This window comes from Allobosea sp. (assembly GCF_030694325.1).
In the GTDB taxonomy this organism is placed as follows: Bacteria; Pseudomonadota; Alphaproteobacteria; order Rhizobiales; family Beijerinckiaceae; genus Allobosea.
In genome coordinates, this window is sequence record NZ_JAUXYO010000236.1 from 1 (window position 1) to 26,995 (window position 26,995).

Here is a 26,995-nt window from a genome sequence, read left to right on the forward strand (position 1 = left end):
CTGCGGCTCGACGACGCCGCGCCGGTGCGCGAGGCCGCGCCCCCGCCGCCCGACGACCGCCCGGCGCTCGCGGCAGGGCGGATCGCCATCGAGGCCGTCGGCCCCGCCGTCGAAGGCGGGCGCTTCGCCGTGAAGCGACAGACGGGGGACACCGTGAGCGTGACGGCCGACATCTTCGGCGACGGGCATGAGGTTCTCGCGGCCGAATTGCGCTGGCGGGCGGCGGACGAGGCCGAATGGTCGCGCACGCCGATGGCGCACCGCGTCAACGACATCTGGGAAGGCCAGTTCCCGCTCCTGCGCACCGGCCGCCATCTCTTCGCGATCGAAGCCTGGTGGAGCGAATTCGGCACGTTCCGCCGCGACCTGGTGAAGAAGCGCGATGCCGGCCTCGACATCGCGCTTGAGATCCGCGAGGGGCGCATCATCCTTGAGCGCTTCGCGCTGGATGCTGCGCCCGCCGATCGCAGTGTGATCGAAGCGCACTTGGCCCGTCTGGGAGCATCGCAGACCGAGGACGCCGCAGTGCTGCTCGGCGACGCGCTGAACGCCGCGATGACGCGCGCCGATCCGCGCCCCCATGCCACAGGCGCAGACCGCGTCTACCCCATCGAGGCCGACCGCGAGGCCGCCGCCTTCTCGAGCTGGTACGAACTCTTCCCGCGCTCGATCACGGACGACCCTGCGCGGCACGGAACATTTCGCGACGTCATCGGCCGCCTGCCGGCCGTGAAGGCGATGGGCTTCGACGTGCTCTACTTCCCGCCGATCCATCCCATCGGAAAGACCAACCGGAAGGGGCGCAACAACACGTTGACCCCAGCTGCCGATGATCCCGGCAGTCCCTATGCGATCGGCTCGCCGGATGGCGGCCATGACGCGATCCACCCCGAACTCGGCAGCCGCGAGGATTTCCGCGCTCTGGTGAGGGCGGCGGCGGATCATAGCCTGGAGATCGCGCTCGATTTCGCGATCCAGTGCTCGCCCGACCATCCCTGGCTCGAGGAGCATCCCGGCTGGTTCCAGTGGCGGCCGGACGGCTCGATGCGCTACGCCGAGAATCCGCCCAAGAAGTACCAGGACATCGTCAACGTCGATTTCTACGCCGAAGACGCCATTTCCGGGCTCTGGCTGGCGCTTCGCGACGTGGTGCAGGGCTGGGTCGACGAGGGCGTGCGGATCTTCCGCGTCGACAACCCCCACACCAAGCCCTTCCCCTTCTGGGAGTGGCTGATCGCCGACATCCGTTCGCGCGATCCCGGCGTGCTGTTCCTGGCGGAGGCCTTCACTCGCCCCAAGGTGATGTACCGGCTCGGCAAGGTCGGCTTCTCGCAGTCCTACACCTACTTCACCTGGCGCAACACCAAGGCGGAGCTGACCGAATATCTCAGTGAACTCAACGAGCCGCCGGCGCGCGACGTCTTCCGCCCGCACTTCTTCGTCAACACGCCCGACATCAACCCGGTCTTCCTCCAAAATTCAGGCCGGCCGGGCTTCCTGATCCGTGCCGCCCTGGCTGCGACGCTGTCCGGCCTCTGGGGCGTCTATTCCGGCTTCGAGCTCTGCGAGGCGGCCGCGATCCCGGGCAAGGAAGAATATCTCGACAGCGAGAAATACGAGATCAAGCCGCGCGACTGGCAGGCGCCCGGCAACATCATCGCCGAGATCACGCGGCTCAACCAGATCCGGCGCAGCCACAAGGCGCTGCAGAGCCATCTCGGGCTGAGCTTCTACAACGCCTTCGACGACAACATCCTCTACTTCGGCAAGAGGGCGCGCGCCGATGGCGACATCATCCTCGTCGCCGTCAATCTCGACGCGTTCGGCGCGCATGAGGCCGGCATCGAAGTGCCGCTCTGGGAATTCGGCCTGAACGACGACGCCTCCGTCGCCGTCGAGGACCTGATGCGCGGCCACCGTTTCCACTGGCACGGCAAGGCGCAGTCGATCCGCCTCGATCCGCGCGAACTGCCCTTCTCGATCTGGCGCCTCAGCGCCCCGACAGGTTCCCTATGACATTCGAAGGCATCGCCGAACCCGCCACCGATGCGCGCGATCCGCAATGGTACCGGGACGCGATCATCTACCAGCTCCATGTGAAGTCGTTCTTCGACGCCAATGGCGACGGCATCGGCGATTTTCCCGGCTTGATCGCCAAGCTCGACTATATCGTCTCGCTCGGCGTGAACGTGATCTGGCTGCTGCCGTTCTACCCTTCGCCGCGGCTCGACGACGGCTATGACATCTCCGAATACAAGGCGGTCCATCCCGATTACGGCACGATCGCCGATGTGAAGCGCTTCATCCGGGCCGCGCATGAGCGTGGTCTCCGGGTGGTGACCGAGCTGGTGATCAACCACACCTCCGACCAGCACCCTTGGTTCCAGCGGGCGCGGCTGGCCAAGCCGGGCTCGCCGCACCGCAACTATTATGTCTGGTCGGACAACGACCAGCTCTACTCCGGCACGCGCATCATCTTCCTCGACACGGAGCGCTCGAACTGGACCTGGGACGCGACGGCCGGCGCCTATTTCTGGCACCGTTTCTATTCGCACCAGCCCGACCTCAACTTCGACAACCCCGCTGTAATCAAGGCCGTGCTCGGCGTGATGCGCTTCTGGCTCGATCTCGGCGTGGACGGTTTGCGGCTCGACGCGGTACCCTATCTGATCGAGCGCGACGGCACCTCGAACGAGAACCTGCCCGAGACCCATGCCGTGCTGAAGCGCATCCGCGCGGAGCTCGACGCCTCCTTCCCGGACCGGATGCTGCTGGCCGAGGCCAATATGTGGCCCGAAGACACGCAGGCCTATTTCGGCGAGGGCGACGAATGCCACATGGCGTTCCACTTCCCGCTGATGCCGCGCATGTACATGGCGATCGCGCAGGAGGACCGCTTCCCGATCACCGATATCATGCGCCAGACCCCGGACATTCCGGAGGGCTGCCAATGGGCGATCTTCCTGCGCAATCATGACGAGCTGACGCTCGAAATGGTGACCGACAAGGAGCGCGACTACCTCTGGAACTTCTACGCCACCGACAAGCGCGCCCGCATCAATCTCGGCATCCGCCGCCGCCTTGCCCCGCTGCTGGAGCGGGATCGCCGCCGCATCGAGCTGATGAACAGCCTGCTGCTCTCGATGCCGGGCACGCCGGTGATCTATTACGGCGACGAGCTCGGCATGGGCGACAACATCTTCCTCGGCGACCGGGACGGCGTGCGCACCCCGATGCAGTGGTCGCCCGACCGCAATGGCGGCTTCTCCAAGGCCGATCCGGCGAGCCTCGTCCTGCCGCCGGTCATGGACCCGCTCTACGGTTTTGACGCCGTCAATGTCGAAGCGCAGACGCGTGACCCGCATTCACTCCTGAACTGGACCCGCCGCATATTGGCGGTGCGCAAGGAGCACCAGGCCTTCGGCCGCGGCAGCCTGCGCTTTCTCTATCCGAAAAATCGCAAGGCCTTCGCCTATCTGCGCGAATATGACGGCGAGACGATCCTCTGCGTCGCCAATCTGTCGCGCTCGGCGCAGGCTTTCGAACTCGATCTCTCGGAATTCGCCGGCCGTCATCCGGTCGAAATGCTTGGCAATTCCGTCTTCCCGGCGATCGGCCAGCTCACTTATCTGATCACGCTGCCGCCCTACGGCTTCTACTGGTTCGTGCTGGCGCAGGACGCGCAGGTGCCGTCCTGGCTCGGACAGGCTCCCGAGCCGATGCCGGACTACACGACGTTCGTCCTGCGCGGCGGACCCGACGAGATGATCACGCCGCAGTCCCGCCGTGAGTTCGAGACGGCGATTCTGCCGCCCTATCTTCTCAAGCGGCGCTGGTTTGCCGCCAAGGACCAGAAACTCGGCGAGAGCCGCGTCGCCTTCACTGCCCGCATCGGAAGCGGCCGCGAGGCGGCCATCATGGCGGTCGAAACCACTCATGGCGGCGGTACCGAGCGCTATCAGCTGCCGCTCGGCATCGGCTGGGATGACGAGATCACGCAGGCGCTGCCGCAGCAACTGGCGCTCGCCCGCGTCCGGCGCGGCCGCCGCACCGGCTTCCTCACGGATGCCTTCTCGCTGCCGGGCTTCGTCCACGAGTTGCTGGCGCTCCTGAAGGAGGGTGGCTCCGTCAAGAGCACCGTCGGGGAGGTTCGGTTCCGTCCCACCGCAGCCTTCGGCGAGGTTCAGGTTCTGCCGGAGGATCCGGTACGCTGGCTCTCCGCCGAGCAGTCCAACTCCTCCGTGATCGTCGACCACAAGGTGATGCTGAAGCTGTTCCGGCGGCTGGCGCCGGGACAGCACCCCGAGGCGGAGATGTCGCGGCTGCTCACCGAGCGTGGCTTCCGCAATGCGCCCGCTTTGCTCGGCGAGATCGTGCATGTGCCCTCCGAGGGCGACGAGGAGATGATGGCCGTCGTCCAGGCCTTCATTCCCGGCGAGGGCGATGCATGGGAATGGACGGCTGCCTATCTCGGCCGGGCTCTCGACGAGATGTCGCGCGAGGACGTCGATCTCGGCAGCCAGCTCGCGATCTACGAGAGCTTTTCGCGAATGCTCGGCCAGCGTCTCGGCGAAATGCATGTCGTGCTGGCGCAACCGAGCGAAGACGCGGCCTTCGCGCCGGAGCATGCCGATGCCGGGCAGGTCGAGCGCTGGCGGCAGCGCATCCGCGACCGGGTCGAGTCGGCTTGTGCCAATCTGGAGAAGGCGGCCGGCGGCCTTCCGCCGGAGGAGCAGGCCATGGCGGAGGCCATCGTCTCGCGCCGTACCGATCTCCTCGACTTCGTCGACCGGCTCTGCCATGCGGGCGAGGGCAGCCTCCTCCACCGCGTCCATGGCGATTTCCACCTCGGCCAGGTCCTCGTCGCCAGCGGCGACGTCATGATCATCGATTTCGAGGGAGAGCCGGCCCAGCCGCTGGCGGAGCGCCGCGCCAAGGACAGCGGCTGGCGCGACGTCGCCGGCATTCTGCGCTCGCTCGACTATGCCGTCGCAGCCGGTGCACGAACCGTCGCCGCTGCAGGTCAGGCGACCCGCTACAAGACCCTCGCCGAAACCTTCGGCACCGCCATGCCTGCGGCGCTGCTGTCGGCCTATCGCGAGGCGATCGGCGTCGGGGAAACGGGCGGGGGCGGAGAGGCCGACGAGGTGCTGCTCGATCTCTTCATGCTCGAAAAGGCAGCCTACGAGATCAACTACGAAGTCAGCAACCGGCCGGACTGGCTCGCCGTGCCCCTGCGCGGCCTGACGGCCCTGCTCGCGCGGCTGCTGCCGGAAGGAGATCGGCATGAGTGAGGCCGCCCTCGAACGCGTGCCGCCGCTGCCCATGGAAACGGCCGCCGCATTGGCCCAGGGGCGATGGGGCACGCCCTCGGCCGTTCTCGGTCCGCATCAGGGTCCGGCTGGTCGCTATCTGCGCGTCTTCCTTCCGGGTGCCGAGGCCGTGGTCGTGCGTCAGGATGGCAGAGACGATGTCGGCTTGCGCCCGGCCGAGCCGGACGGCCTCTTCGTCGGGGACCTCGCCGACGGGCGCTATTTCCTCGCGATCCGCTGGCCGGGCGGTGAGCAGCTCACCGAGGACCCCTATGCGTTCGGGCCGCTGCTCGGCGATCTCGATCTGCATCTGATCGGCGAGGGGCGCCATCTCGAACTGGCCCGGGCGCTGGGGGCAAACCCCTGCACCGTCGAGGGCGTACAGGGCGTGCGTTTTGCGGTCTGGGCGCCGAATGCGCGCCGGGTTTCCGTGGTTGGCAGCTTCAACAGCTGGGACGGTCGCCGCCACCCGATGAACCGGCGCGGCGACGGCGGCGTCTGGGAACTGTTCGTCCCGCGCCTCGGCAGTGGCGAACTCTACAAATACGAGATCGTCGACCGCGACGGCCATCTCTTGCCGCAGAAGGCCGATCCGCTGGCGCGCGCCGCCGAACTGCCGCCCGGCACGGCCTCGATCGTGCCGCGGGCCCCATCGCATGTCTGGGGCGATCAGGCCTGGATGGCCAAGCGGGCAAACCGACAAGCCCCGGATGCGCCGATGTCGATCTACGAGCTTCATCCCGGCTCCTGGGTGCGCGGCCCCAACGGCGACATGCTGGACTGGCGCAATCTCGCCGACCGCCTGGTGCCCTATGTCAAGGCGATGGGCTTCACCCATGTCGAGCTGATGCCGGTCGCCGAACACCCCTTCACCGGTTCCTGGGGCTATCAGCCGCTCGGCCTCTTCGCGCCGACGCGCCGCTTCGGCGAGCCCGAGGATTTCGCGCTCTTCGTCGAGGCCTGCCATCGCGAGGAGATCGGCGTCCTCGTCGACTGGGTGCCGGCCCATTTCCCCTCCGACGCCCACGGCCTCGCCCGCTTCGACGGCACGGCGCTTTACGAGCACGAGGACCCGCGCGAGGGCTTCCACAAGGACTGGAACACGCTGATCTACAATTTCGGGCGGCGCGAGGTCTCGAACTTCCTGATCGCGAGCGCGCTGCACTGGCTCGAGCATTTCCATGTCGACGGGCTGCGGGTCGATGCCGTCGCGTCGATGCTCTATCGCGACTACAGTCGCCAGCCGGGCGAATGGGTGCCCAACCATCTCGGCGGGCGCGAGAACCTCGAAGCGGTCGCCTTTCTGCGCGAACTCAACACCCTCGTCGCGCAGCGCCAGCCCGGCGCGGTGATGATCGCGGAGGAATCGACCGCCTGGCCGGGCGTGACGCGGCCCGTCTCCGAAGGCGGCCTCGGCTTTTCCTACAAATGGAACATGGGCTGGATGCACGACACGCTGCACTATCTGCAGCGCGACCCGCTCTACCGGCGCCATCACCATGACGAGATGACCTTCGGGCTCGTCTATGCCTTTTCCGAACGGTTCGTGCTGCCGCTCTCCCATGACGAGGTCGTCCATGGGAAGGGCTCGCTGCTGGAGAAGATGCCGGGCGATCTCTGGCAGAAATTCGCCGGCTTGCGCGCCTATTTCGCCTTCATGTGGACCCACCCGGGCAAGAAGCTGCTCTTCATGGGCGGCGAGATCGCCCAGCGCCGCGAATGGAACCATGACGGCGAGATCGACTGGGATCTGCTGCAGGACCCGCTGCATCGCGGCATGCAGGCACTGGTCGGCGATCTCAACCGGCTCTACGCCTCCTGGCCGGCCCTGCACCGGACCGATGCCGAGCCGGGCGGTTTCCGCTGGCTTGTCCAGAACGATCGCGAGAACAGCGTCTATGCCTATCTGCGGCAGGCGCCGGGCGAAAAGCCGGTCGTCACCGTCGTCAACCTGACGCCCGTCACCCGCTGGAACTACCGGATCGGCGTGCCCTCCGCGGGGCGCTGGCGCGAGGTGCTGAACAGCGATGCCGGTGTCTATGGCGGGTCCGATGTCGGCAATGGTGGCGGTGTCGAGGCTCGCGCGGAGGCCCAAGGCGGCGAGCCGGCGTCGATCGAGGTCGTCCTGCCGCCTCTCAGCGCGCTGGTCTTCGTGCTGGAGGATGGCGTCTGACGTCGTCGCGGAGGTCTCAGGGTCTCGCGTCGCGGGCTGTCGCCCAACGCTGCAGCGCCGGTCGGTGGCGCAGGAAGCGGACATAGAGCCATTCCAGCACAGACCCGACATGGCGGTTGCGCGCGGCGAGACCGAGCGGGCGCAACAGCGGGATGGCGCGCCACATCGCCGCGAAGGCGGCCGACCCCGAGAGCAGCACGCCGTTCTCCTGCGCATGGAACCGCGCCAGCAGGGCGCCCCTGTCGATCGGGCAATCGGTTTCGGCGGAGGCGAGGTCGAGGAAGGTGATGCGGCCGGCGCGGTCGAGCCGCTTCATCGCCGCGATTTCGCGACGGCAGACCGGGCACCCGCCATCGAACCAGACGACCAGATCTGTCATGCCCGCCGATATCGGCCTGCTTCATCCGAGCCGCAAGCCGGCGAGCGGTCACTGGGCGCCCATGCCGCAGGTGGAGGAGGGGCCCTGGAGCCGTCCGCCAACGAAAAATCCCCGCGCCGGTCGGCGCGGGGACAGGGTCGTTCATGGGCGGCCTGAGCCGCCGAGCCGGCTCAGTTCAGGTCGAAGCGGCCGGCGTTCATCACCTTGGTCCAGGCGGCGACGAAGTCCTTCACGAACTTCTCCCGGCCGTCATCCTGGGCATAGACCTCGGCATAGGCCCGCAGGATCGAGTTCGAACCGAAGACGAGGTCGACGCGCGTCGCCGTCCACTTCACCGTGCCGCTCTTGCGGTCGACGAGGTGGTAGAGGTTCTTGCCGACCGGCTCCCAGCGATAGGCCATGTCGGTCAGGCCGACGAAGAAGTCCGTCGTCAGCGCGCCGGCGCGGTCGCTGAAGATACCGTGCTTGGTGCCGCCATGGTTGACGCCAAGCGCACGCAGACCGCCGACCAGCACCGTCATCTCCTGGGCAGTCAGGCCAAGCAGCTGCGCCCGGTCGAGCAGCAGCTCCTCGGGGCTGACGCTGTAATCCTTCTTCAGCCAGTTGCGGAAACCGTCGGCGAGCGGTTCCAGCGCCTTGAAGGAGGCCGCGTCGGTCTGCTCGGCGGTGGCATCGCCGCGACCGGCCGCGAAGGGCACCGCCACGTCGAAGCCGGCCGCCTTCGCCGCCTGCTCGACCGCATGGCTGCCCGCCAGCACGATCACGTCGGCGACGCTCGCACCGGTCTCGGACGCGATGCCCTCGAGCACGCCGAGCACGCGCGCCAGTCGCGCCGGCTCGTTGCCCTCCCAGTCCTTCTGCGGCGCGAGGCGGATGCGGGCGCCGTCCGTGCCGCCGCGCATGTCGGAGCCGCGATAGGTGCGGGCGCTGTCCCAGGCCGTCGCGATCATGTCGGTGGCGGAGAGGCCGCAGGCGACGATCTTGGCCTTTACCGCCGCGACGTCGTAATCGCGCCGGCCGGCGGGAACGGGATCCTGCCAGATCAGGTCCTCGGCCGGCACGTCGGGTCCGAAATAGCGCACCTTCGGCCCCATATCGCGATGGGTCAGCTTGAACCAGGCCCGCGCGAAGGTCTCCGAGAAATAGGCGTGGTCGCGATGGAAGCGCTCGCAGATGGCGCGGTAGGCCGGGTCCATCTTCATCGCCATGTCGGCATCGGTCATGATCGGCATGACGCGGATCGACGGATCCTCGACATCGACCGGCATGTCCTCCTCGCGGATGTCGATCGGCATCCACTGCCAGGCGCCGGCGGGCGACTTCCTGAGCTCCCACTCATAGCCGAAGAGCAGGTCGAAATAGCCATTGTCCCACTTCGTCGGATGGGTGGTCCAGGCCCCCTCGATGCCCGACGTCACCGTGTTGCGGCCGACCGAGCGCGTCTCGTGGTTCATCCAGCCCAGGCCCTGCTCGGCGATGTCGGCGCCCTCCGGCACGGGGCCGAGCTTGGCGGCGTCGCCATTGCCATGGGTCTTGCCGACCGTGTGGCCGCCGGCCGTCAGCGCCGCGGTCTCCTCGTCGTCCATCGCCATGCGGGCGAAGGTCTCGCGCACATGCGCTGCCGTCCGCAGCGGATCGGGCACGCCGTTCACGCCCTCGGGGTTCACATAGATCAGCCCCATCTGGACCGCGGCGAGCGGGTTCTCCATGGTGGAGGCGTCCATGATGTCTTCATAGCGGCCGTCGGAGGGCGCCAGCCACTCCTTCTCGGCGCCCCAGTAGACGTCCTTCTCCGGGTGCCAGATGTCCTCGCGGCCGAAGCCGAAGCCGAAGGTCTTCAGGCCCATCGACTCATAGGCGATGTTGCCGGCGAGGATCAGCAGGTCGGCCCAGCTGACCTGATTGCCGTACTTCTTCTTGATCGGCCAGAGCAGGCGGCGGGCCTTATCGAGATTGGCGTTGTCCGGCCAGGAGTTCAGCGGCGCGAAGCGCTGGTTGCCGGTGCCGCCGCCGCCGCGCCCGTCCGCCAGGCGGTAGGAGCCGGCCGCGTGCCAGGCCATGCGGATGAACAGGCCGCCGTAATGGCCCCAATCCGCCGGCCACCATTCCTGGCTGTCGGTCATCAGCGCATGCAGGTCACGCTTCAGCGCGGCGACATCGAGCGTCTTCAGCGCCTCGCGATAGCTGAAGCCCTTCAGCGGGTTGGTCTTGCTGTCGTGCTGGTGGAGGATGTCGAGGTTGAGCGCGTTCGGCCACCAGTTCATGGCCATGCCGTCGGCCCGCGTGTTCGCGCCGTGCATCACGGGGCATTTGCCCTTCGGCGCCGTGTTCAATCCGTCCATTGCCAATCTCCCCACTCGGTACCGTCATCCGCGAGGCGTCGCGGACCGGTCAGCTGGGGTGGGACCTAGCATGCGAACGTGATAAAATTAATTTTGAATTTGTAATTGGTGCGATGAGAAAAACCTATGGCGGCCTTGTCCATCCGGCACCTGCGCTATTTCGATGCCCTCGCCCGCCAGGGGCATTTCGGACGCGCCGCAGAGCATTGCGCGATCTCGCAGCCGGCGCTCTCGCTGCAGATCAAGGATCTCGAGGACAGCCTGGGCGCCACCCTGGTCGAGCGCAGCGCCAAGCAGATCCGGCTCACCGCGCTGGGCGAGGAATTCGCCCTGCGCGGCCGGGACATCCTGCGTGCGATCGACGAACTGGCCGATCTCGCCCGCGCGTCGCGCGGGCCCCTGGCGGGGCGGCTGCGCCTGGGCATCATTCCGACGGTCGCGCCTTATCTGCTGCCGAGGCTGATCAAGGGCCTCGTCGCCCGCTATCCCGAGATCGAACTCAATCCCCGCGAGGCGCTGACGCGCCTGCTGCTGGAGGATCTGGTCGGGGGGCGGCTCGATGCGGCGATCGTCGCCCTGCCGGCCTCGGAACCGTCCCTGGTCGAGACGGCCCTGTTCGAGGAGGAGTTCGTGCTGGTCCGCTCGCATGACGACGCCAGTCGGCCCGTCCCGAGCACGACGATGCTGCGCGAGATGCGCCTGCTGCTGCTGGAGGAAGGGCACTGCTTCCGTGACCAGGCGCTGGAGGTCTGCAACATCGGCGCGCCGGCCCCGCGCGCCCTGATGGAGGGCAGCTCCCTCTCGACGCTGGTGCAGATGGTGGGCGCGGGCATCGGCGTCACCCTGATCCCGGAAATGGCCGTGGCGGTCGAGATCCGCAGCGCCGCCGTCTCCGTCGCCCGGCTCGAGGCACCGCGGCCATCCCGCACCATCGGCATGGTCTGGCGCAAGACCAACCCGCTGGCGGCGCAACTCGCCGAGATCGCCGCCATGGTTCGCGAGGCCGGGCTGGCCGCGATGCAGGATGCGGCCCGCGCCCTCGAGACGAGTCCAGGGACGGGCGGCGAAGCGCCCCGTCCCGATGCTCCGCCGCTTTAGCCCAACCAGCCCTTGATCGAGGCCTTGATCGCCTCGGCCGAGATGCCGTAGCGGTCATGCAGCGTCGGCAGGGCACCGGCGGCCATGAAGGCGTCGGGCAGCGCGATGTGGCGGAAGCTCGGATGGACGCCGGCCATCATCAGGTGGCGCGCCACGGCCTCGCCGAGTCCGCCGATCTCGGTGTGGTTCTCGGCGACGACGACCAGCCGCCCCGAGCGGCGCGCCTCGGCCTCGATGGTGGCGACGTCGAGCGGCTTGATCGTCGGGCAGTGCAGCACCGCGACGCCGATCTTGTCGGCTTCCAGCAGCTTCGCGGCTTCCAGCGCCCGCATCGTCAGGATGCCCGAGGAGATGACGAGGACCTCGCGCCCCTCGCGCAGGAGCTTCGCCTTGCCGAGCTCGAAGCGGTAGTCATAGGCGTCGAGCACGAGCGGCACGTTGCCGCGCAGCAGCCGCATATAGGCCGGCCCCTTATGGGCCGCGATCGCGGCGGTCGCCTGTTCGGTGTCGAGCGCGTCGCAGGGGTCGACCACCACCATGTTCGGCATCGCGCGGAACAGCGCGAGATCCTCCGCCGCCTGGTGGCTCGGGCCGTAGCCGGAGGTCAGGCCGGGCAATGCGCAAACGATCTTCACGTCGCGGTCTTCTTCCGCGATCGTCTGGTGGATGAAGTCATAGGCCCGCCGCGAGGCGAAGACGGCATAGGTCGTGGCGAAGGGCGTGAAGCCCTCGCTCGCCAGCCCGGAGGCCGCGCCGAACAGGATCTGCTCCGCCATGCCCATCTGGTAGAAGCGGTCGGGATAGGCTTTCGCGAAGATGTGCAGGTCGGTGTATTTGCTCAGATCCGCCGTCATGCCGACGATGTCGGGTCGCGTCTCGGCCAGTGCGACGAGCGCATGGCCGAAGGGGGCAGGCTTCGTCGCCTGCCCCTCGGCGGCGATCGAGGCGATCATGGCCGACGTCGTCAGGCGCGGCTTGCCCGGGGTCGGGGGAGAGAAGACCGGCTTCATGGGTTCCTCCCGGCGTCCAGCGCCGCGAGGGCGAGCTGCCACTCATGGGCTTCGATGCGGATGAAGTGGCTCTTGTCGCGCGTCTCGAGGAAGGGCACGCCCTTGCCCATCAGCGTGTCGGCCACGATCATGCGCGGCTGCGGCAGCGGATGCTGCCGCGCCCGGTCGAAGGCCTCGCGCACCGCCTCGATATCGTTGCCGTCGACGCGCTGGGCATACCAGCCGAAGGCCTCGAGCTTCGGCACCAGCGGCTCGAAGCCCATCATCTGGGTCGAAGGCCCGTCGGCCTGCATGTTGTTGATGTCGACGATGGCGATCAGGTTGTCGAGCTTGTGGTGGGCGGCGGCCATGATCGCCTCCCAGACCGAGCCCTCGTCGAGCTCGCCGTCCGAGAACAGGGTGTAGACGAAGCTGGGCGAGCCCTTCCGCTTCAGGCCGAGGCACTTGCCGACCGCGATCGACAGGCCGATGCCGAGCGACCCGCCGGACATCTCCATGCCCGGCGTGTACTGGGCCATGCCCGACATCGGCAGGCGGCTGTCGTCGGTGCCGTAGCTCTCCAGCTCCTCCTCGGGGATCACGCCGGCCTCGATCAGCGCCGCATAGAGCGCGATGGCGTAGTGGCCGTTCGAGAGCAGGAAGCGGTCCCGCCCCTCCCAGTCCGGATCCTCCGGCCGGTAGGTCATCGCGTGGAAATAGGCGACCGAGAGGACGTCGGCGATGTCGAGCGCCTGGGCGATGTAGCCCTGGCCCTGCACCTCGCCCATCAGCACCGCATTGCGGCGGATGCGATAGGCGCGGTCGGCCAGCGAAGTGTTCGGGCGGTCAGCCATGGATCAGCATGCCTCCATTCACGTCGATCACGGCCCCGGTCACATAGGAAGACAGGTCGGAGGCCAGGAAGAGATAGCAGCCGGCCACGTCCGAGGCGTCGCCCAGGCGACTGAGCGGAATGCCCTTGATGATGTCGGCCCGCATCGTGTCGGTCAGCTTGCCCTGCGTGATGTCGGTCTGGATCAGGCCAGGCGTGATGCAGTTGACGCGGATGCCGTCGGGGCCGAATTCCCGGGCCATCGCTTTGGCCAGGCCGAGGACGCCGGCCTTGGCGGCGGAGTAATGCGGTCCGCCGAAGATGCCGCCGCCGCGCTGCGCCGAAACCGACGACATGCAGGCGATCGAGCCGCGGCGACGGGCCTGCATGCTCGGCAGGAAGGCCTGGCTGAGGAACAGCACGCCCTTGGTGTTGATGTCGAGGATGCGGTTCCAGCTGCGCTCGTCGATCTCGAGCGTCTTCACCGGCTGGGTCACCCCGGCATTGTTGATCAGGATGTCGAGATGGCCGAAGGCGGTGAGGACCGCCGCGGCGGCCGCCTCGCAGGAAGCCTTGTCGGCGACATCGCAGGCGACCCCGACATGATCGGGGCCGAGTTCGGCCGCCGCGCTCTGCGCCGCCGCGGCATCGATGTCGAGAATGGCGACGCGCGCGCCGTGGCGGGCGAAGAGCTTCGCGGTGGCGAGCCCGATGCCGCGCAGGCTGGCCGCCCCCGAAATGGCGGCCGTCTTGCCCTCGAGGAGCATGCTGTTTCCTCCGTTGAACCGCGCCCCTGGCAGAGCGTCTCCTTGGCGCCAGAGAAGCAGCACGCGGCCAGCATGGACAAACGGTCGTTTTTCAACCTAGCATGAATTGAATTCATCTGAGGGCGGCGCTGAGCGGACCGCCTCCGTCGAATCGTCGCCTGGAGCGTGATTCTCCTGCAATCCTGCGTTCCCGCGTGAAGCGAGATCAATCATCCGTGCTGAACCAGATCTCCCTGTCGGCCCTTCGCGCCTTCGAGGTCGTGGCGCGGCGCGGCTCGCAGAAGGCGGCGGCCGACGAGCTGCGGCTCTCGCCCAGCGCCGTCTCGCACGCGGTCAAGAATCTCGAACGGGCGATGGGCGTCCAACTGATCGAACGCGACGGCCGCAACGTCCGGCTCACCGTCAACGGCGCTGTTCTGATGCGCCATGTCTCGGCCGCGTTCGAGCATCTCGGCCGTGGCGTCGAAGCGGTGTCCGCCCGCTCCGGCCAGCGGATTCTGCGCCTGCATGCGGCCCCGTCGATCGCGTCCGCGATTCTGGCGCCACGACTGTCGGATTTTCTCGGCCGACACCCCGGCGTCGAGGTCCGGCTCTCGGCCGGGACCGACTACACGCGCTTCACCACGGATGATTTCGATGCCGACGTGGTCTACGGCCCGGTCCATGCCGCCGGCGTGATCGCGGTGCCGCTCGGCAGCGAGACGGTGACGCCGCTCTGCTCGCCGGAACTCGCCGCGGCCATCGAGACTCCCGCCGACCTGCTGCGCTGCAATCTGATCCTGAGCGACAACAAGCAGCTGCGCTGGCCGCACTGGTTCGAGGCGAACGGGCTGGCGCCGACGCTGCAGCACACCCTGCGGTTCGACCGCAGCTTCCTCGCGCTCGGCGTGGCGGCCGACGGGCTGGGCGTGGCGCTCGAATCGACCCTTCTCGCCCGCCGCGACCTTGCCAATGGCCGGCTCGTGGCGCCGCTGCGCGGCCGCAGTGTCGATGTCGTCGATGTCGGCCATCACCTCGTCTACCCACGCGAGACCCGGCAGGGCGGGCTGATCGGCCTCTTCTCCGGCTGGCTCGTCGACGAGGTCGGCCGCGCCGGCAGCCCCGGCCGTGCGTGAGGCTGGAACACCCGCGCTCCCGCCGTCAGCCACTCGTCGCCCGCGTTTCAGCTTCGATCCAGCCGGCGAGCCGCATCGTGTCGGGCCGGTTGCGCACCCCCGGCGTCGCGGCCAGTGGCCCGCCCTGCACCGTGCGCTCGACCGATCTCGGCAGGCGCTTCAGCAGCGGCAAGCCGAATTCGGTTTCCAGACTGCGGACATGCCGGCTGATCGCGCCATGGGTGACGCCCAGTTCGGCGGCGGCGGACATGCTGTTGAGCCGCCTCCGAACAGAGCGCAGCCTCGGCCGGCTCGCTCTCGGGCAAGATCGCCCAGCTCAACGACCTCGTCGCCGCCTTCAAGACCGGGCCGGAGTCGGGCCGCGCCGCGCAACCGGCTCCGGCGAGCGAGCCCGCCCGCCTGCGCCAGCTCGCGGAAGCCGCCTTCGCCCAGACCAGGGCGCCGGCAGCCCGGGCTGCCGCCCCGGTCGCGGCGCCGCCACCACGCGCGCCGGCCAAGAAGGTCGCCAACAGCCGGTCGGGCGACGCCGGCCGGGAAGAGTTCTGAGCCGGTCGATCCAAGTCACGGTGTTCGTCTTGCGAAGCTGCCTGCAAAGAGCGCGCAGACGACGAGCGAATCGGTGATGATGCCCCAGCCGCTGTGGGTGATCGTGGAGAGCGGCCTATTGGATGTCCCTGCCGGCCGGCGTCGGTGTCGGGCTGGACATGACGCGGGGAGCGGCATGCAGGATTTCGAGGCGGGGACGATCGAGAGCTGGCTCACCGGGACGTTGCTCCCCGGCTGGCTGCACCGGGTCTGGTCGGCCGACCGGCCGGGCTATGTCGAGATGGTGTCGCCCGATGGTTTGGCCCTCGAAAGCGACGCGCGCAGCACGCTGGTGACGGCGCGGCTGGCCTATGTCTTCAGCCATGCCCACCTCCTCGGGGTACCGGGGACGCTCGATGCGGCGCGTCACGGCATGGATTTCCTCTGGCACGGCTGCCGCCGCCCGGAGGGGCACTTCAGCCATCGCTGCACCGCTCGGGGCGAGCCCGTCGATCCGAAGTCGGATTTTTATGACCTTGCCTTCGTGCTCTTCGCCTGCGGCTGGTTCGCGCGGGCCAGCGGCGAGTCCGTCTGGCTGGAGCGGGCGGAAGCGGTGATGGGCTTCATCCAGACGACGCTCGCCCATCCCGAGGGCGGCTTCGCCGAGGACACGCTGGGCAGCCTGCCGCGCCGGCAGAACCCGCATATGCACCTCCTCGAAGCCTGCCATGCCCTGGCCGAAAGCGGTGGCGGCGACCGCTGGCTCGCCCGGGCCGAGAGCCTGGTGCGGCTGATGCAGGAGCGCATGCTCGACGCCGGCACCGGGTCGCTCGGCGAGTTCTTCACTGAAGATTGGCAGCCCGCCGCCGGCCGGGCGGGGCAGATTCGCGAGCCCGGACATCACTATGAATGGACCTGGCTGCTGCATCATCACGACCGCCTCACCGGCGACCGTAAAGCGCGGGCGGCAGCGCTCTCTCTCTATAGCTTTGCCGACCGCTACCATGGTCGAGACCCGGCGCACGCGGTCGTCAACGAGATCGCGCCCGATGGCAGCCTGCTCGACGGCGCCTGCCTGCTCTGGCCGCAGACCGAATATCTCAAGGCCCTGGCAGTGCGCGTCGAGTTCGAGCATGACGCAGAGGCGGCGGCCCGGCTCGACCCGCATCTGGCTCTCGTCTTCACGCGCTTCGTCGATCGCGGCAGCGGCCTGTGGATCAACCGCATCGACGCCGCCGGGGCGCCCGACCGGGGAGCGGTTCCGGTTCGCGTGCTCTACCATCTGCTGCTGGCGATGGTGGAGGTCGTGCGCGTCAAGCGACTGGTCGCCGCGCGAGTCTGAGCGAAAGGGCCGGGCGCGGCGGCCGGAGCGGCCTTGTGCTGCGGGGCAATTCTGCGCCATATCGATCGAACGAGAATACAGACCCTGTGCCGGCTCAGTTTGGCATCGTGGGCGCCGGGCCGGATGACGCATGGTTTCTGTCGAGCTGAAAACCGTTTCGAAGACCTGGGGCGGCGCGGCGGCGGTCGACGAGGTCAGCTTCACGGTGGAAGGGGGCAAGCTCGTCGCGCTGCTCGGCCCCTCGGGCTGCGGCAAGTCGACCACGTTGCGCCTGATCGCGGGCCTCGAGGACACCAGCAGCGGCGCGATCCTGATCGGCGGCCGCGATGTCACCCGGGCCGAGCCGTCCCAGCGCGGGATCGCGATGGTGTTCCAGAACTATGCGCTGTTCCCGCATCTGACGGTGGCACAGAACATCGCCTTCGGTCTCGAGGTGCGCAAGGTCCCCAAGGCGGAGCGCGACAGCCGGCTGGCGCGCGCGGCCGACATCCTCGGTCTCGAGGGCCTGCTCGACCGCAAGCCCTCGCAATTGTCCGGCGGGCAGCAGCAGCGGGTGGCCTTGGGCCGGGCCGTCGTCGCGGAGGCTCCCGTCTGTCTGATGGACGAGCCGCTCTCGAACCTCGATGCACAGCTGCGCGTCGAGATGCGCCGCGAGATCCGCGAGCTCCAGCAGCGGCTGGGCATCACCATGGTCTATGTCACGCATGATCAGGTCGAGGCGATGACGATGGCCGATCAGGTCGTGCTGATGCGCAACGGCCGCATCGAGCAGGATGCCCCGCCCGACGAGATCTACGAGAACCCGGCGAGCATCTTCGTCGCGCGCTTCGTCGGCACGCCGCCGATGAACGTCGTGCCGCTTCCGGCGGTGCTGGCCGCCGGTGGGGCGGGGCTTCTGACGCCCCCGCCGGGGCATGACCCGGCGGCGCTGGCGCTCGGCATCCGGCCCGAGATGACCGAACTGGGCGAGAGCGGCATCGCGGCGGAGGTCGTGGCGGTCGAGTATCTCGGCGCCGATACGCTGGTCGAAACCCGCATCGCTGGGCACGGCTTCATCGTCCGGCGGGCGGGCAAGGTGCGCACCAGGCCGGGCGAAACCGTCTACATCACATTGTCACAATCGGCATTGCACTGGTTCGACCAGGCGTCCGAGCGCAAAGTGGCTGCGGGTTAAGATCCGTTCACAAGGGTCGGGCGCAATCCACCTCACCAGGGAGAAGACAAAATGGACAGGCGTGACGTATTGAGCGGCGCTGCGGCGCTTGCGGGATCCTTGGCCCTGCCGGGCCTCGCCCGGGCGCAGGCGGCGACCGAGGTTTCCTTCTTCTACCCGGTCGCCGTCGGCGGGCCGATCACCAAGCTGATCGACACCTACGCGGCCGATTTCGAGAAGGAGAACCCGTCGATCAAGCTGAAGCCGATCTATGCCGGCACCTATCAGGAGACCATCGTCAAGGCGCTGACCGCGCACAAGAGCGGCACGCCGCCGGTGACCTCGGTCCTGCTCTCCACCGACATGTTCACGCTGATCGACGAGGACGCGATCGTCCCCTTCGACTCCTTCGTGAAGACCGAGGACGACAAGAAGTGGCTCGCCTCCTTCTTCCCGGCCTTCATGGAAAACAGCCAGACCGGTGGCAAGACCTGGGGCATTCCCTTCCAGCGCTCGACGGTGGTGCTCTACTGGAACAAGGAGCTCTTCAAGGAGGCCGGACTCGACCCCGAGAAGCCGCCGGCGAGTTGGGCCGAGCAGCTCGAATTCGCCCAGAAGCTGACCAAGAAGGACGCCTCGGGCAACGTCACCCAATGGGGCATCCAGATCCCGTCCTCGGGCTTCCCCTACTGGCTGTTCCAGGGCCTCTCGACGCAGGCCGGCGCGATCCTCGCCAATGCCGCCGGCAACACGACCAACTACGCCGACCCCGCCGTGGTCGAGGCGCTGCAGTACTGGGTCGACCTCGCGCAGAAGCACAAGGTCCATCCTCCGGGCATCGTTGAATGGGGCACCACGCCGAAAGACTTCTTCGAGAAGAAGGTCGCCATGATGTGGACCACCACGGGCAACCTGACCAATGTCCGCAGCAACGCCAAATTCCCCTTCGGCGTCGCCATGCTGCCGGCCGGCAAGCGCCGCGGCAGCCCGACCGGCGGCGGCAATTTCTACCTCTCGAAGAAGGCCACTCCGGCCCAGCAGGAGGCCGCCTTCAAGTTCATCCGCTGGATCACGACGCCCGAGCGCGCCGCCCAGTGGGGCATCGACACCGGCTATGTCGCGGTCTCGCCCGCGGCCTATGAGACGGCGGCGATGCAGGCTTACGCCAAGGACTTCCCGCCGGCGCTGGTGGCGCGCGACCAGCTTCCGCATGCGGTGGCCGAACTCTCGACCCATGAGAACCAGCGCGTGACCAAGGCGCTCAATGACGGGCTGCAGGCCGCGCTGACCGGCACCAAGCCGCCCAAGAAGGCGTTGGAGGATGCGCAGGCCGAGGCCGAACGCATCCTGAAGCCCTATCGCTGAGACTTCGGATTCGCCTTGCGATGAACACCCGCGCGACCGCCACGGTCCATGGCTGGCTGCTTCTGCTGCCGGCCATGGCCTGTCTGGCCCTCTTCACGCATTGGCCGGCGGTCGCGAGCCTCATCGAGAGCTTTTACTCGACACCCAAGGCGCGCCGCCCGGCGCGCTTCGTCGGGCTCGACAATTACGAGCAACTCCTCGCCGATCCGATCTTCTGGAAGGCGATGTCGAACAATCTCTGGTTCGCGCTCGGCACCATCCCGACCTCGATCGCGCTCGCGCTGCTGATGGCGGTCTGGGTCAACGACAAGATCGTCGGGCGGACCTGGGTGCGCATGGCCTTCTTCACGCCGACGATCCTGCCGATGATCGCGGTCGCCAACATCTGGCTGTTCTTCTTCACGCCGCAATACGGGCTCCTGGAGCAGATCGTCGGGCTGTTCGGCGGGCGCAGCACCAACTGGCTTGGTTCTCAGGACACGGCGCTCGCGGCGATCACGATCGTCGCAATCTGGAAGGAAGCCGGCTTCTTCATGATCTTTTACCTCGCAGCGCTGCAGGCCCTGCCGCCCAGTCTCGGCGAGGCGGCGGCGATCGAGGGCGCCTCGCGCTGGACTTACTTTCGGCGCATCCAGTTCCCGCTGCTGATGCCGACGACACTGTTCGTCCTGATCAATGCGGTCATCAACGCCTTCCGTATGGTCGACCACATCTTCGTCATGACGCGGGGCGGGCCCGACAATGCGACGACGCTGCTGCTGTTCTACATCTACCAGGTCGGCTTCAGCTTCTGGGATACGGCCTATGCGGCGACGCTGACCTGCGTGCTGCTCGTGCTGCTCGCGCTCGTCGCCTTCGTACAGTACGGCCTCCTCGAGCGCAGGACGCATTATCGATGAGCGCGCCCGCCCCCCAGCCGGTCGCCTCCGCGACGCGCTCGGACCCCTACGCCCCCAAGGGCCTGTCGCTGACGCTGGAATCGACCGGGGCGATCCTGCTGGCGCTGCTCTGGGTGCTGCCGCTCGCCTACGCGATCTGGGCCGCAATCCATCCGGCCGAGTACACCACGCGCTTCGTCCTGACCGCGCCGCTGACACTCGACAACTTCACCCGGGCCTGGGCGGCGGCGCCCTTCGCGCGCTATTTCCTCAACACCTTCATCCTGGTGACGATGATCCTCGCCTTCCAGCTCGTGCTGGGGACGCTGGCGGCCTATGCGCTGGCACGGCAGGATTTCTGGGGCCGCGACATCGCCTTCGCGCTGATCCTGGCGCAGCTGATGATCATGCCCGATGCGCTGATCGTCGAGAACTACCGCACGCTGGCCAGGCTCGATCTGATCGACACCATCCCCGCCATCGCGCTGCCCTATATCGCCTCGGCCTTCGGCATCTTCCTGCTGCGGCAGACCTTCAAGACCGTGCCCAAGGAACTCGACGACGCAGCCCGCGTCGAGGGCGCGAGCCCGCTGCAGGTGCTGATGAAAGTCTATGTCCCGCTCGCGAAGCCGACCTACATCGCCTACGGGCTGGTCTCCGTGAGCTATCACTGGAACAACTTCCTCTGGCCTTTGCTGGTGACGAATTCGGTCGAGTCGCGCCCGCTCACAGTGGGGCTGCAGGTGTTCTCGTCGAGCGACCAGGGCATCGACTGGGCGGTGATCTGTGCCGCGACGCTGATGACTTCGGCCCCGCTGCTGATCGGCTTCCTGCTGTTCCAGCGCCAGTTCGTGCAGAGCTTCATGCGCGCCGGCATCAAGTGACCAAGGCTCCACCGCGATGAAGCTGATCCGATGAAGCTGATCACCTGGAACATCCAGTGGGCCCGCGGAACCGACGACCGCGTCGATCCCCGCCGCATCGTCGACCATGCCAAGGCGATGGCCGATTTCGACGTGCTCTGCCTGCAGGAAGTCGCGGCGAACTTTCCCGATCTCGACGGCAATGACGACACCGACCAGTTCGCGCTGTTCGCAGACATGCTGCCGGGCTTCACCGCGATCGAGGGCATCGGCGTCGATGTCGATGACGGACGAGGCGGGCGCAAGCGCTTCGGCAACCTGATCCTGACCCGCTATCGCGTCGCGCAGGCCCTGCGCCATCTCCTGCCCTGGGAGGCGGCGGCGACGCGCAACATGCCGCGTGTGCTGGTCGAGGCGGTCGCCGAGACGCCGCTGGGGCCGGTGCGGCTGATGACGACGCATCTCGAATATTCATCGCCGGTCCTCCGGGCGGCCCAGGTCGAAGGCATCCGGGAGGCGCACCGCATGGCCGCGTCCCGCGCCCGCACGCCGCGCGCTCCCGGCCCGCACACCTATGCGCCGACGCCGAACACGGCGAGCGCGATCCTGACCGGCGATTTCAACATGCGGCCGGACGATCCCGCGCTGGCGCGACTGATGGCGCCCTTCGACGACGGCACGCCGCTGCTGCGCGATCTCTGGCCCGTGCTGATGGGCGACGCCTCACCGCCGCCCACCGCCTTCATCGTCGATCAGACCTATGGTCCGCCCGGCTGCCTCGACTATGTGCTGGCGACGCCGGATCTCGCAGCCCGCGCCCGCAGCATCCTATGCGATGTCGACACCCGCGCCTCCGACCACCAGCCCATCATGGTCGAGTTCGATGCGGGCTGACGGCCGGCCCGGAAGGGCGCGATGATGTTTTCGCGACGCGATCTCGATCGGTTGAACGGCATCCTCGCCGAGGCGGCACGGCGCGAGATCATGCCGCGATTCCGCAAGCTCGGGGCCGGGGAGGTCCGCGAGAAGGCGGCGCCGGGCGATCTCGTGACGGAGGCCGACGAGGCGGCCGAGCGCTTCATCTTCGCCGAGCTCGAGCGGGCCTTCCCGGGTGCGCTGCTCGTCGGCGAGGAGGCCGCGACGCGCGATCCGGCCGTACTGGCGCGCCTCGCCGACGCCGAACTCGCCTTCGTCATCGATCCGGTCGACGGCACGCTGAATTTTGCCAGTGACCTGCCGCTCTTCGCCGTCATGGCCGCCGCGCTCGTCAGGGGCGAGGCCGCGGGAGCGGTGATCCACGACCCCTTGCTGGACGACAGCGCCCTCGCTTTGCGGGGCGAGGGCGCCTGGCTGCAGGACCCTGCCGGCATGTCCCGCGAGTTGCGCGTCGGCGGGCCGGTGGCCGCGGCGTCGATGAACGGCATGGCGAGCTGGCAGTATTTTCCCGAGCCGATGCGCAGCGCGCTGCCGGCTCGTTTCCCCGCCTTCGCCAGCGTGGCGTCGTTGCGGTGCTGCGGGCAGGAATACCGCCTCGCCGCCGCGGGGCGCTGCGACTTCCTGCTCTATGGCGGCCTCAACCCCTGGGACCATGCGCCCGGCGTCCTGCTGTTCAGCGAGGCCGGCGGCCATGCCCGCATGCTCGACGGCGGCCACTACAGGCCCGGCCAGCCTTCGACCGGGCTGCTCTGCGCGCCCGATCCCGAGAGCTGGCAGGCGATCAGGACCGCCCTGACCGGCTGAGGCCCCGCCGCCCGGAGCGGCGTCCGCGCCTCAGCCATCCAGCGATCCGACGAACACCTCGCAGCCGTCGTCGCGCGCGACGGAGACCAGGATGAGGCCGGAGGCCTGGGCTCGGGAAATGGCGAGGGAGGTCGGCGCGGATACCGAGACGAGCGCAGGCGCACCTAGAATCGAGGCTTTCTCGACCATCTCGAACGAGGCCCGGCTGGTAACGACGATGAAGCCTTCGGCCGGGGACAGGCCTGCGCGGAGCACGGCGCCGATCAGTTTATCGAGCGCGTTGTGGCGCCCGACATCCTCCCGCGCCATCAGGATCCGGCCGTCGAGATCGGACCAGGCAGCCGCGTGCACGGAGCGCGTCCGCCCATGAAGCGGCTGGTGGTTCTTGATCGTCGCCACGGCGGTTGCGACCGCGGTGGCGCCCAGCGACGCGCGCCGGGCGGGACCCGGCCTGGCGCGCGGCAATTGGCTCGCATCCTCGATCCCGCAGACACCACAGGATGTCCGGCCCGAAAGACGGCGCTGCCGTCCCAGATGGGTGCGAAACCGGTCCGGCGCCAGATTGACCTCCAGCGTGATCGCCTCCGGCTCGGCGATGATGTCGATGCCGCGGATCTCGCCGGCGGATTCGATGATCCCTTCCGTCAGACTGAACCCCGTGACGAAGTCCTCAAGGTCGAGCGGCGTCGCCATCATCACGGCATAGGGGAGGGACCCATAGCGGATGTTAACCGGCCATTCGACGGCGACTTCCGTGTCCCGCGCCAGGGGATCGTCGTCACGATAGCGCCAGCACGTGCTCGGCACAGGCAGGCAGGCGGGAGCGAGCGAGGGGCCGGTATCCATGTCAGGATCGCTCCTTTCGGTCCGCCGGAACCGGGGCGTCGGAACGGGAATGTCGCGCCGCTGGCATGGGCGCGAAGGCAAGCCAGTACGCACTCGCGATGAAGGCGCCGCCGATAACGTTGCCGATCGTCGCCGGCACCAGATTACCGACGACGCCCGCCAGAGCCAGCGGCTCCTGGCCCGGCATCGACGCCGCAACGAGCCAGCCATAGGGCAGCAGGTACATATTGGCGACGGAGTGCTCGAGCCCGGCCGCCACGAAGGCCGCGACGGGAAGGGTCAGGCCGGCGAGCTTCTGGGTCACGCTCTGCCCTGCATAGGCCGACCAGACGGCGAGGCAGACCAGCATGTTGGCGAGGATACCGCTCGCCAGCGTGGCCAGAAAAGCAGACTCCATCTTGCCGCGGGCGAGGTCGACCGCCGTGCGGCCGATCGCGCCGTCCCGGCTCTCGTGCAGCCCGGCGCCATAGACCAGCAGAGCGAGCAGGAGGGCTCCCGCGAAATTGGCGGCGAACACGAGCAGGAGCGCCGTCAGCGCCTGGGGGAGGGCGATCTGCCGCGCCAGCACCGCGCCGGTCATCATCGTGTTGCCGGTGAAGAGTCCGGCTCCCGCGATCATGACGAGCCCCAGCCCGGCCGCGAAGACGAGGCCCGCCACCACCTGGCCGATGCCGTAGGGCAGGCCGCCGGCCTCCGTCAGCGCGATGGTGGCAAACAGCCCGCCGAAGCCGATATAGAGCCCGGCGAGGATGCCGAGAACGAGCATGGTCCGCAGCGGCAGCGCCGCCTTCTCGGCCAGGGCGTCGAAGACGACGCCCAGCAGGTCGCGCGGAGCCGGGACGGCCGACGACGCGCTCATTCGACGGTGACCCGGATCGGGATGCTCTTCGCAGCCGGCGTCTTGCTTTCCTGCGCATGGTGCCAGAGCGGCAGCAGCGCGTTGCACTCCGGGAAATAGGCGGCGCAGGTGCCCGACGGGATATCGTAGTCGACGACCTCGAATCCGCCCATGCTGCGGTGGATGCCGTCGTCCACGGCCGTTGTCAGCCTGACCCGCCCCTTGGCCGCGACGCCGAAGCGGATCCGGTCGTCGGGGTTGATCATGACGACCATGCGCGAGTTGTGGATGCCTCTCAACCGGTCGTCATAGCCATAGACCGTGGTGTTGAATTGGTCGTTCGAGCGCAGCGTGATCAGCCGCAGGACCGTGTTGTCGGTGCCGTCGTCGAAGCTCGCCGAAAGCCCGCTCGGCAGCTTGAAATTGGCCTTGCCGCTGTCGGTCTCCCATTCACGATGACGGGCCGCCACCGGCCGTGGGAAGCCGCCGGGTATATCGAGCCGCTGGTTGAACCGGCTGAACTGGTCCGGATAGGTCGCCTCGATCGCGTCGCGCACCCGTGCGTAATCGCCGACCCACTCGTCCCAGGGGACCTTCGGGTTCGCCGGCAGCGTGGCCTTCGCCATCTCCGCCACGATCCGAGGCTCGGACAGCAGGGTTTCGGCCGCCGGCTTCCATTTGCCGCGAGAGGCATGGATGCAGGTGGTCGAATCTTCGATGGTGACGATCTGGGGGCCGCTCGTCTGGTGGTCGATCTCGGACCGGACCAGTGTCGGCAGAAGGTAGCTCGTCCGGCCGGTGACGAGGTGGCAGCGGTTGAGCTTGGTCGCGATTTGGACCGACAGATCGATGCCGCCCCATTTCGCCTCCATCAGCTCCCGCTCCGGGATGGCGCGGACGAAGTTGCCGCCGAGGCCGATGAAGGCGTCGATCTCGCCCGCGATGATCGCCTCGCAGGTATCGACCGTCGCCATGCCGTCCTCGCGTGGCGGTTCGAAGCCGAACTGCTCGGCCAGGCGGTCCAGCGGCACCAGCTCGGTCTTTTCGGCGATGCCGACGGTTCGCTGCCCCTGGACATTGGAATGGCCGCGCACGGGGCAGATCCCGGCGCCGGGCTTGCCGATCTGTCCGCGCATCAGCAGCAGGTTGACCAGCATCTGGACGCTGTCGACCCCGAGCCGGTGCTGCGTCAGCCCCATCCCATAGATCGCGATGACGGCTTTGGCCCCGGCATAGGTCGTCGCGGCGGCCTCGAGAGCCGCACGCGGCAGCCCGGAGGCCTCGATGATCTCGGGCCATCCGGTCTCGCGCAGCCTGGCCTCGAAGGCCGCGAAACCCTGGGTATGCTCGGCGATGAAGGCCTCGTCGAGAACAGGTGGCCGGCCTGCCGACTTGGCCGTGTCGTGCAGGGCGAGGACGGCCTTGCCGATGCCCAGCATCGCGGCGATGTCGCCGCCGGCTCGGACCTGATGGTACTGCGTCGCGATCTGCGTCGGCGCGTTGGTCAGCATCTGGCCCGGCCGCTGCGGATTGACGAAGGACTCCCAGCCCCGCTCCCGCAACGGGTTGAAGACCACGATCGGCGCATCGCGCTCGCGCACCTGCTGGAGAGTGTGCAGCAGGCGCGGCGAGTTGGTCCCGACATTCTGACCGAAGGAGAGGATGCAGTCGGTCTTGCCGAAATCATCGAGCAGGACGGTGCCGACCGGCGTGCCGATGCTCTGCGGCAGCGCGACGGAGGTGGTCTCGTGGCACATGTTCGAGCTGTCGGGCAGGTTGTTGTGCCCGTAGAGCCGCGCGAAGAGCTGGTACATGTACGAGGTTTCGAGCGAGGCCCGGCCCGAGGCGTAGAAGACCGTCTTCTTGGGGTCGTAGCTCTTGAGCCTGGCCCCGATGTCGGCGAAGGCCTCCGCCCAAGGCACTTGGATATAGCGGTCGCTCTTGGCGTCGTAGCGCATCGGATGCGTCAGGCGCCCGGCGTTTTCGAGGTCGTAATCCGACCAGCCGAGGAGTTCCGTGACGCTGTGTCGTGCGAAGAAATCGGGTGTCGTGCGGCGGGCGGTCATGTCCCAGAACGTCGCCTTGGCCCCGTTCTCGCAGAACTCCGCGAGATGCGGCTCGCCGGGTTTGGTCCAGGCGCAGCTTGTGCAGGCATAGCCACCGACCTTGTTGTGGTCCTTCATCAAGCTGCCCGCCGTCGTCACGGCGCGCTGCCTCGTCGCATGCTTGCCCAGCGACTTGACGGACCCCCAGCCTCCCGTCGGCTGGGCATAGGGCTTGTAGCGCACGCGACGGGCCATCCGGTCCTCCTGAAAACTCCCTTTCAGACCCAATGGACCAGTGACGGGTTGGTTCCTCCTGCAGGTTGAAGTGTCGCAGCCGGAGCGTTCAGACGCGGTCGTCGCGGCGGCGGCCGGCGGCTACAGACAGTGGGCGGG

The 26,995-nt window shown here is 67.9% G+C and carries 21 protein-coding genes; 12 read left to right on the plus strand and 9 right to left on the minus strand.

The window, feature by feature from the left end; genetic code table 11:
• From Q8M82_RS15605 to glgB, 3 genes are all read left to right on the plus strand, one after another.
• Positions 1-2,016 (plus strand): alpha-1,4-glucan--maltose-1-phosphate maltosyltransferase (locus Q8M82_RS15605; protein ID WP_371126378.1); only part of this gene is annotated, 2,016 nt, incomplete at its 5' end.
• Positions 2,013-5,294: a maltose alpha-D-glucosyltransferase gene (gene treS, locus Q8M82_RS15610; RefSeq protein WP_305692251.1), complete on the plus strand. Its 3,282-nt coding sequence runs from the start codon at positions 2,013-2,015 to the stop codon at positions 5,292-5,294. The genes Q8M82_RS15605 and treS, both read left to right, overlap by 4 nt.
• Positions 5,287-7,485, plus strand: coding sequence for a 1,4-alpha-glucan branching protein GlgB (glgB, locus tag Q8M82_RS15615; RefSeq protein ID WP_305692252.1), 2,199 nt, complete (start codon positions 5,287-5,289; stop codon positions 7,483-7,485). The genes treS and glgB overlap by 8 nt, the downstream gene beginning before the upstream one ends.
• Positions 7,486-7,501: 16 nt before the next feature.
• Here the strand turns inward: glgB and Q8M82_RS15620 are convergent, their stop codons facing one another.
• Both Q8M82_RS15620 and katG read right to left on the minus strand, forming a co-directional pair.
• Entirely contained in the window at positions 7,502-7,864 is a 363-nt protein-coding gene (locus tag Q8M82_RS15620; RefSeq protein ID WP_305692253.1) for a thiol-disulfide oxidoreductase DCC family protein, read from the minus strand.
• A gap of 170 nt (positions 7,865-8,034) precedes the next feature.
• On the minus strand, positions 8,035-10,206 hold the full coding sequence (gene katG / locus Q8M82_RS15625; RefSeq protein ID WP_305692254.1) for a catalase/peroxidase HPI: 2,172 nt from the start codon (positions 10,204-10,206) through the stop codon (positions 8,035-8,037).
• Between the two features lie 126 nt (positions 10,207-10,332).
• On the opposite strand from katG, the gene Q8M82_RS15630 reads away from it, so the two are divergent.
• Positions 10,333-11,304, plus strand: a complete 972-nt coding sequence (locus Q8M82_RS15630; RefSeq protein WP_305692255.1) for a hydrogen peroxide-inducible genes activator — start codon at positions 10,333-10,335, stop codon at positions 11,302-11,304.
• On the opposite strand, the gene Q8M82_RS15635 is transcribed toward Q8M82_RS15630, so the two are convergent.
• Genes Q8M82_RS15635 through Q8M82_RS15645 form a run of 3 tightly spaced genes read right to left on the minus strand, consistent with a single transcriptional unit; the run spans position 11,301 to position 13,892 of the window.
• Positions 11,301-12,314 carry a transketolase family protein gene (locus Q8M82_RS15635; RefSeq protein ID WP_305692256.1) on the minus strand — a complete coding sequence of 338 codons (1,014 nt, stop codon included), beginning with the start codon at positions 12,312-12,314 and terminating at the stop codon, positions 11,301-11,303. The genes Q8M82_RS15630 and Q8M82_RS15635 overlap by 4 nt on opposite strands.
• A complete protein-coding gene (locus tag Q8M82_RS15640; protein ID WP_305692257.1) occupies positions 12,311-13,147 on the minus strand; it encodes a transketolase in 837 nt (278 codons plus the stop codon). Before Q8M82_RS15640 ends, Q8M82_RS15635 begins: the two co-directional genes overlap by 4 nt.
• The gene (locus Q8M82_RS15645; protein ID WP_305692258.1) at positions 13,140-13,892 is read right to left on the minus strand and encodes an SDR family NAD(P)-dependent oxidoreductase; all 753 of its coding nucleotides are present in this window, start codon (positions 13,890-13,892) and stop codon (positions 13,140-13,142) included. Before Q8M82_RS15645 ends, Q8M82_RS15640 begins: the two co-directional genes overlap by 8 nt.
• A 215-nt stretch (positions 13,893-14,107) precedes the next feature.
• Between Q8M82_RS15645 and Q8M82_RS15650 the strand changes: the two genes are divergently transcribed.
• Positions 14,108-15,007 (plus strand): LysR substrate-binding domain-containing protein, encoded by a 900-nt coding sequence (locus tag Q8M82_RS15650; RefSeq protein WP_305692259.1) that lies wholly within the window; start codon positions 14,108-14,110, stop codon positions 15,005-15,007.
• 25 nt (positions 15,008-15,032) lie between these two features.
• Here Q8M82_RS15650 and Q8M82_RS15655 read toward each other — a convergent pair whose 3' ends face one another.
• Complete coding sequence (locus Q8M82_RS15655; RefSeq protein ID WP_305692269.1) at positions 15,033-15,287, minus strand: LysR family transcriptional regulator; 255 nt, start codon at positions 15,285-15,287, stop codon at positions 15,033-15,035.
• A gap of 441 nt (positions 15,288-15,728) precedes the next feature.
• On the opposite strand from Q8M82_RS15655, the gene Q8M82_RS15660 reads away from it, so the two are divergent.
• The 7 genes from Q8M82_RS15660 to Q8M82_RS15690 all read left to right on the plus strand — a co-directional run bounded on the left by Q8M82_RS15660 (position 15,729) and on the right by Q8M82_RS15690 (position 22,873).
• Complete coding sequence (locus Q8M82_RS15660) at positions 15,729-16,874, plus strand: AGE family epimerase/isomerase (RefSeq protein WP_305692260.1); 1,146 nt, start codon at positions 15,729-15,731, stop codon at positions 16,872-16,874.
• A 130-nt stretch (positions 16,875-17,004) separates the two neighbouring features.
• Positions 17,005-18,048, plus strand: a complete 1,044-nt coding sequence (locus Q8M82_RS15665) for an ABC transporter ATP-binding protein (RefSeq protein ID WP_305692261.1) — start codon at positions 17,005-17,007, stop codon at positions 18,046-18,048.
• Positions 18,049-18,099: 51 nt separating this feature from the next.
• A complete protein-coding gene (locus tag Q8M82_RS15670) occupies positions 18,100-19,392 on the plus strand; it encodes an ABC transporter substrate-binding protein (protein ID WP_305692262.1) in 1,293 nt (430 codons plus the stop codon).
• A 20-nt stretch (positions 19,393-19,412) separates the two neighbouring features.
• On the plus strand, positions 19,413-20,291 hold the full coding sequence (locus Q8M82_RS15675) for a carbohydrate ABC transporter permease (RefSeq protein ID WP_305692263.1): 879 nt from the start codon (positions 19,413-19,415) through the stop codon (positions 20,289-20,291).
• Positions 20,288-21,154, plus strand: a complete 867-nt coding sequence (locus Q8M82_RS15680) for a carbohydrate ABC transporter permease (protein WP_305692264.1) — start codon at positions 20,288-20,290, stop codon at positions 21,152-21,154. Before Q8M82_RS15675 ends, Q8M82_RS15680 begins: the two co-directional genes overlap by 4 nt.
• Positions 21,155-21,184: 30 nt before the next feature.
• Entirely contained in the window at positions 21,185-22,027 is an 843-nt protein-coding gene (locus Q8M82_RS15685) for an endonuclease/exonuclease/phosphatase family protein (RefSeq protein ID WP_305692265.1), read from the plus strand.
• A gap of 21 nt (positions 22,028-22,048) precedes the next feature.
• Positions 22,049-22,873, plus strand: a complete 825-nt coding sequence (locus tag Q8M82_RS15690; RefSeq protein WP_305692266.1) for an inositol monophosphatase family protein — start codon at positions 22,049-22,051, stop codon at positions 22,871-22,873.
• A 30-nt stretch (positions 22,874-22,903) separates the two neighbouring features.
• Here Q8M82_RS15690 and fdhD read toward each other — a convergent pair whose 3' ends face one another.
• From fdhD to Q8M82_RS15705, 3 genes are read right to left on the minus strand one after another with little or no spacing between them, the layout of a single operon-like run.
• The gene (gene fdhD / locus Q8M82_RS15695) at positions 22,904-23,719 is read right to left on the minus strand and encodes a formate dehydrogenase accessory sulfurtransferase FdhD (protein WP_371126379.1); all 816 of its coding nucleotides are present in this window, start codon (positions 23,717-23,719) and stop codon (positions 22,904-22,906) included.
• 1 nt (position 23,720) lies between these two features.
• Entirely contained in the window at positions 23,721-24,578 is an 858-nt protein-coding gene (locus tag Q8M82_RS15700) for a formate/nitrite transporter family protein (protein ID WP_305692267.1), read from the minus strand.
• On the minus strand, positions 24,575-26,857 hold the full coding sequence (locus tag Q8M82_RS15705) for an FdhF/YdeP family oxidoreductase (protein ID WP_305692268.1): 2,283 nt from the start codon (positions 26,855-26,857) through the stop codon (positions 24,575-24,577). Before Q8M82_RS15705 ends, Q8M82_RS15700 begins: the two co-directional genes overlap by 4 nt.
• Positions 26,858-26,995: the final 138 nt, after the last annotated feature.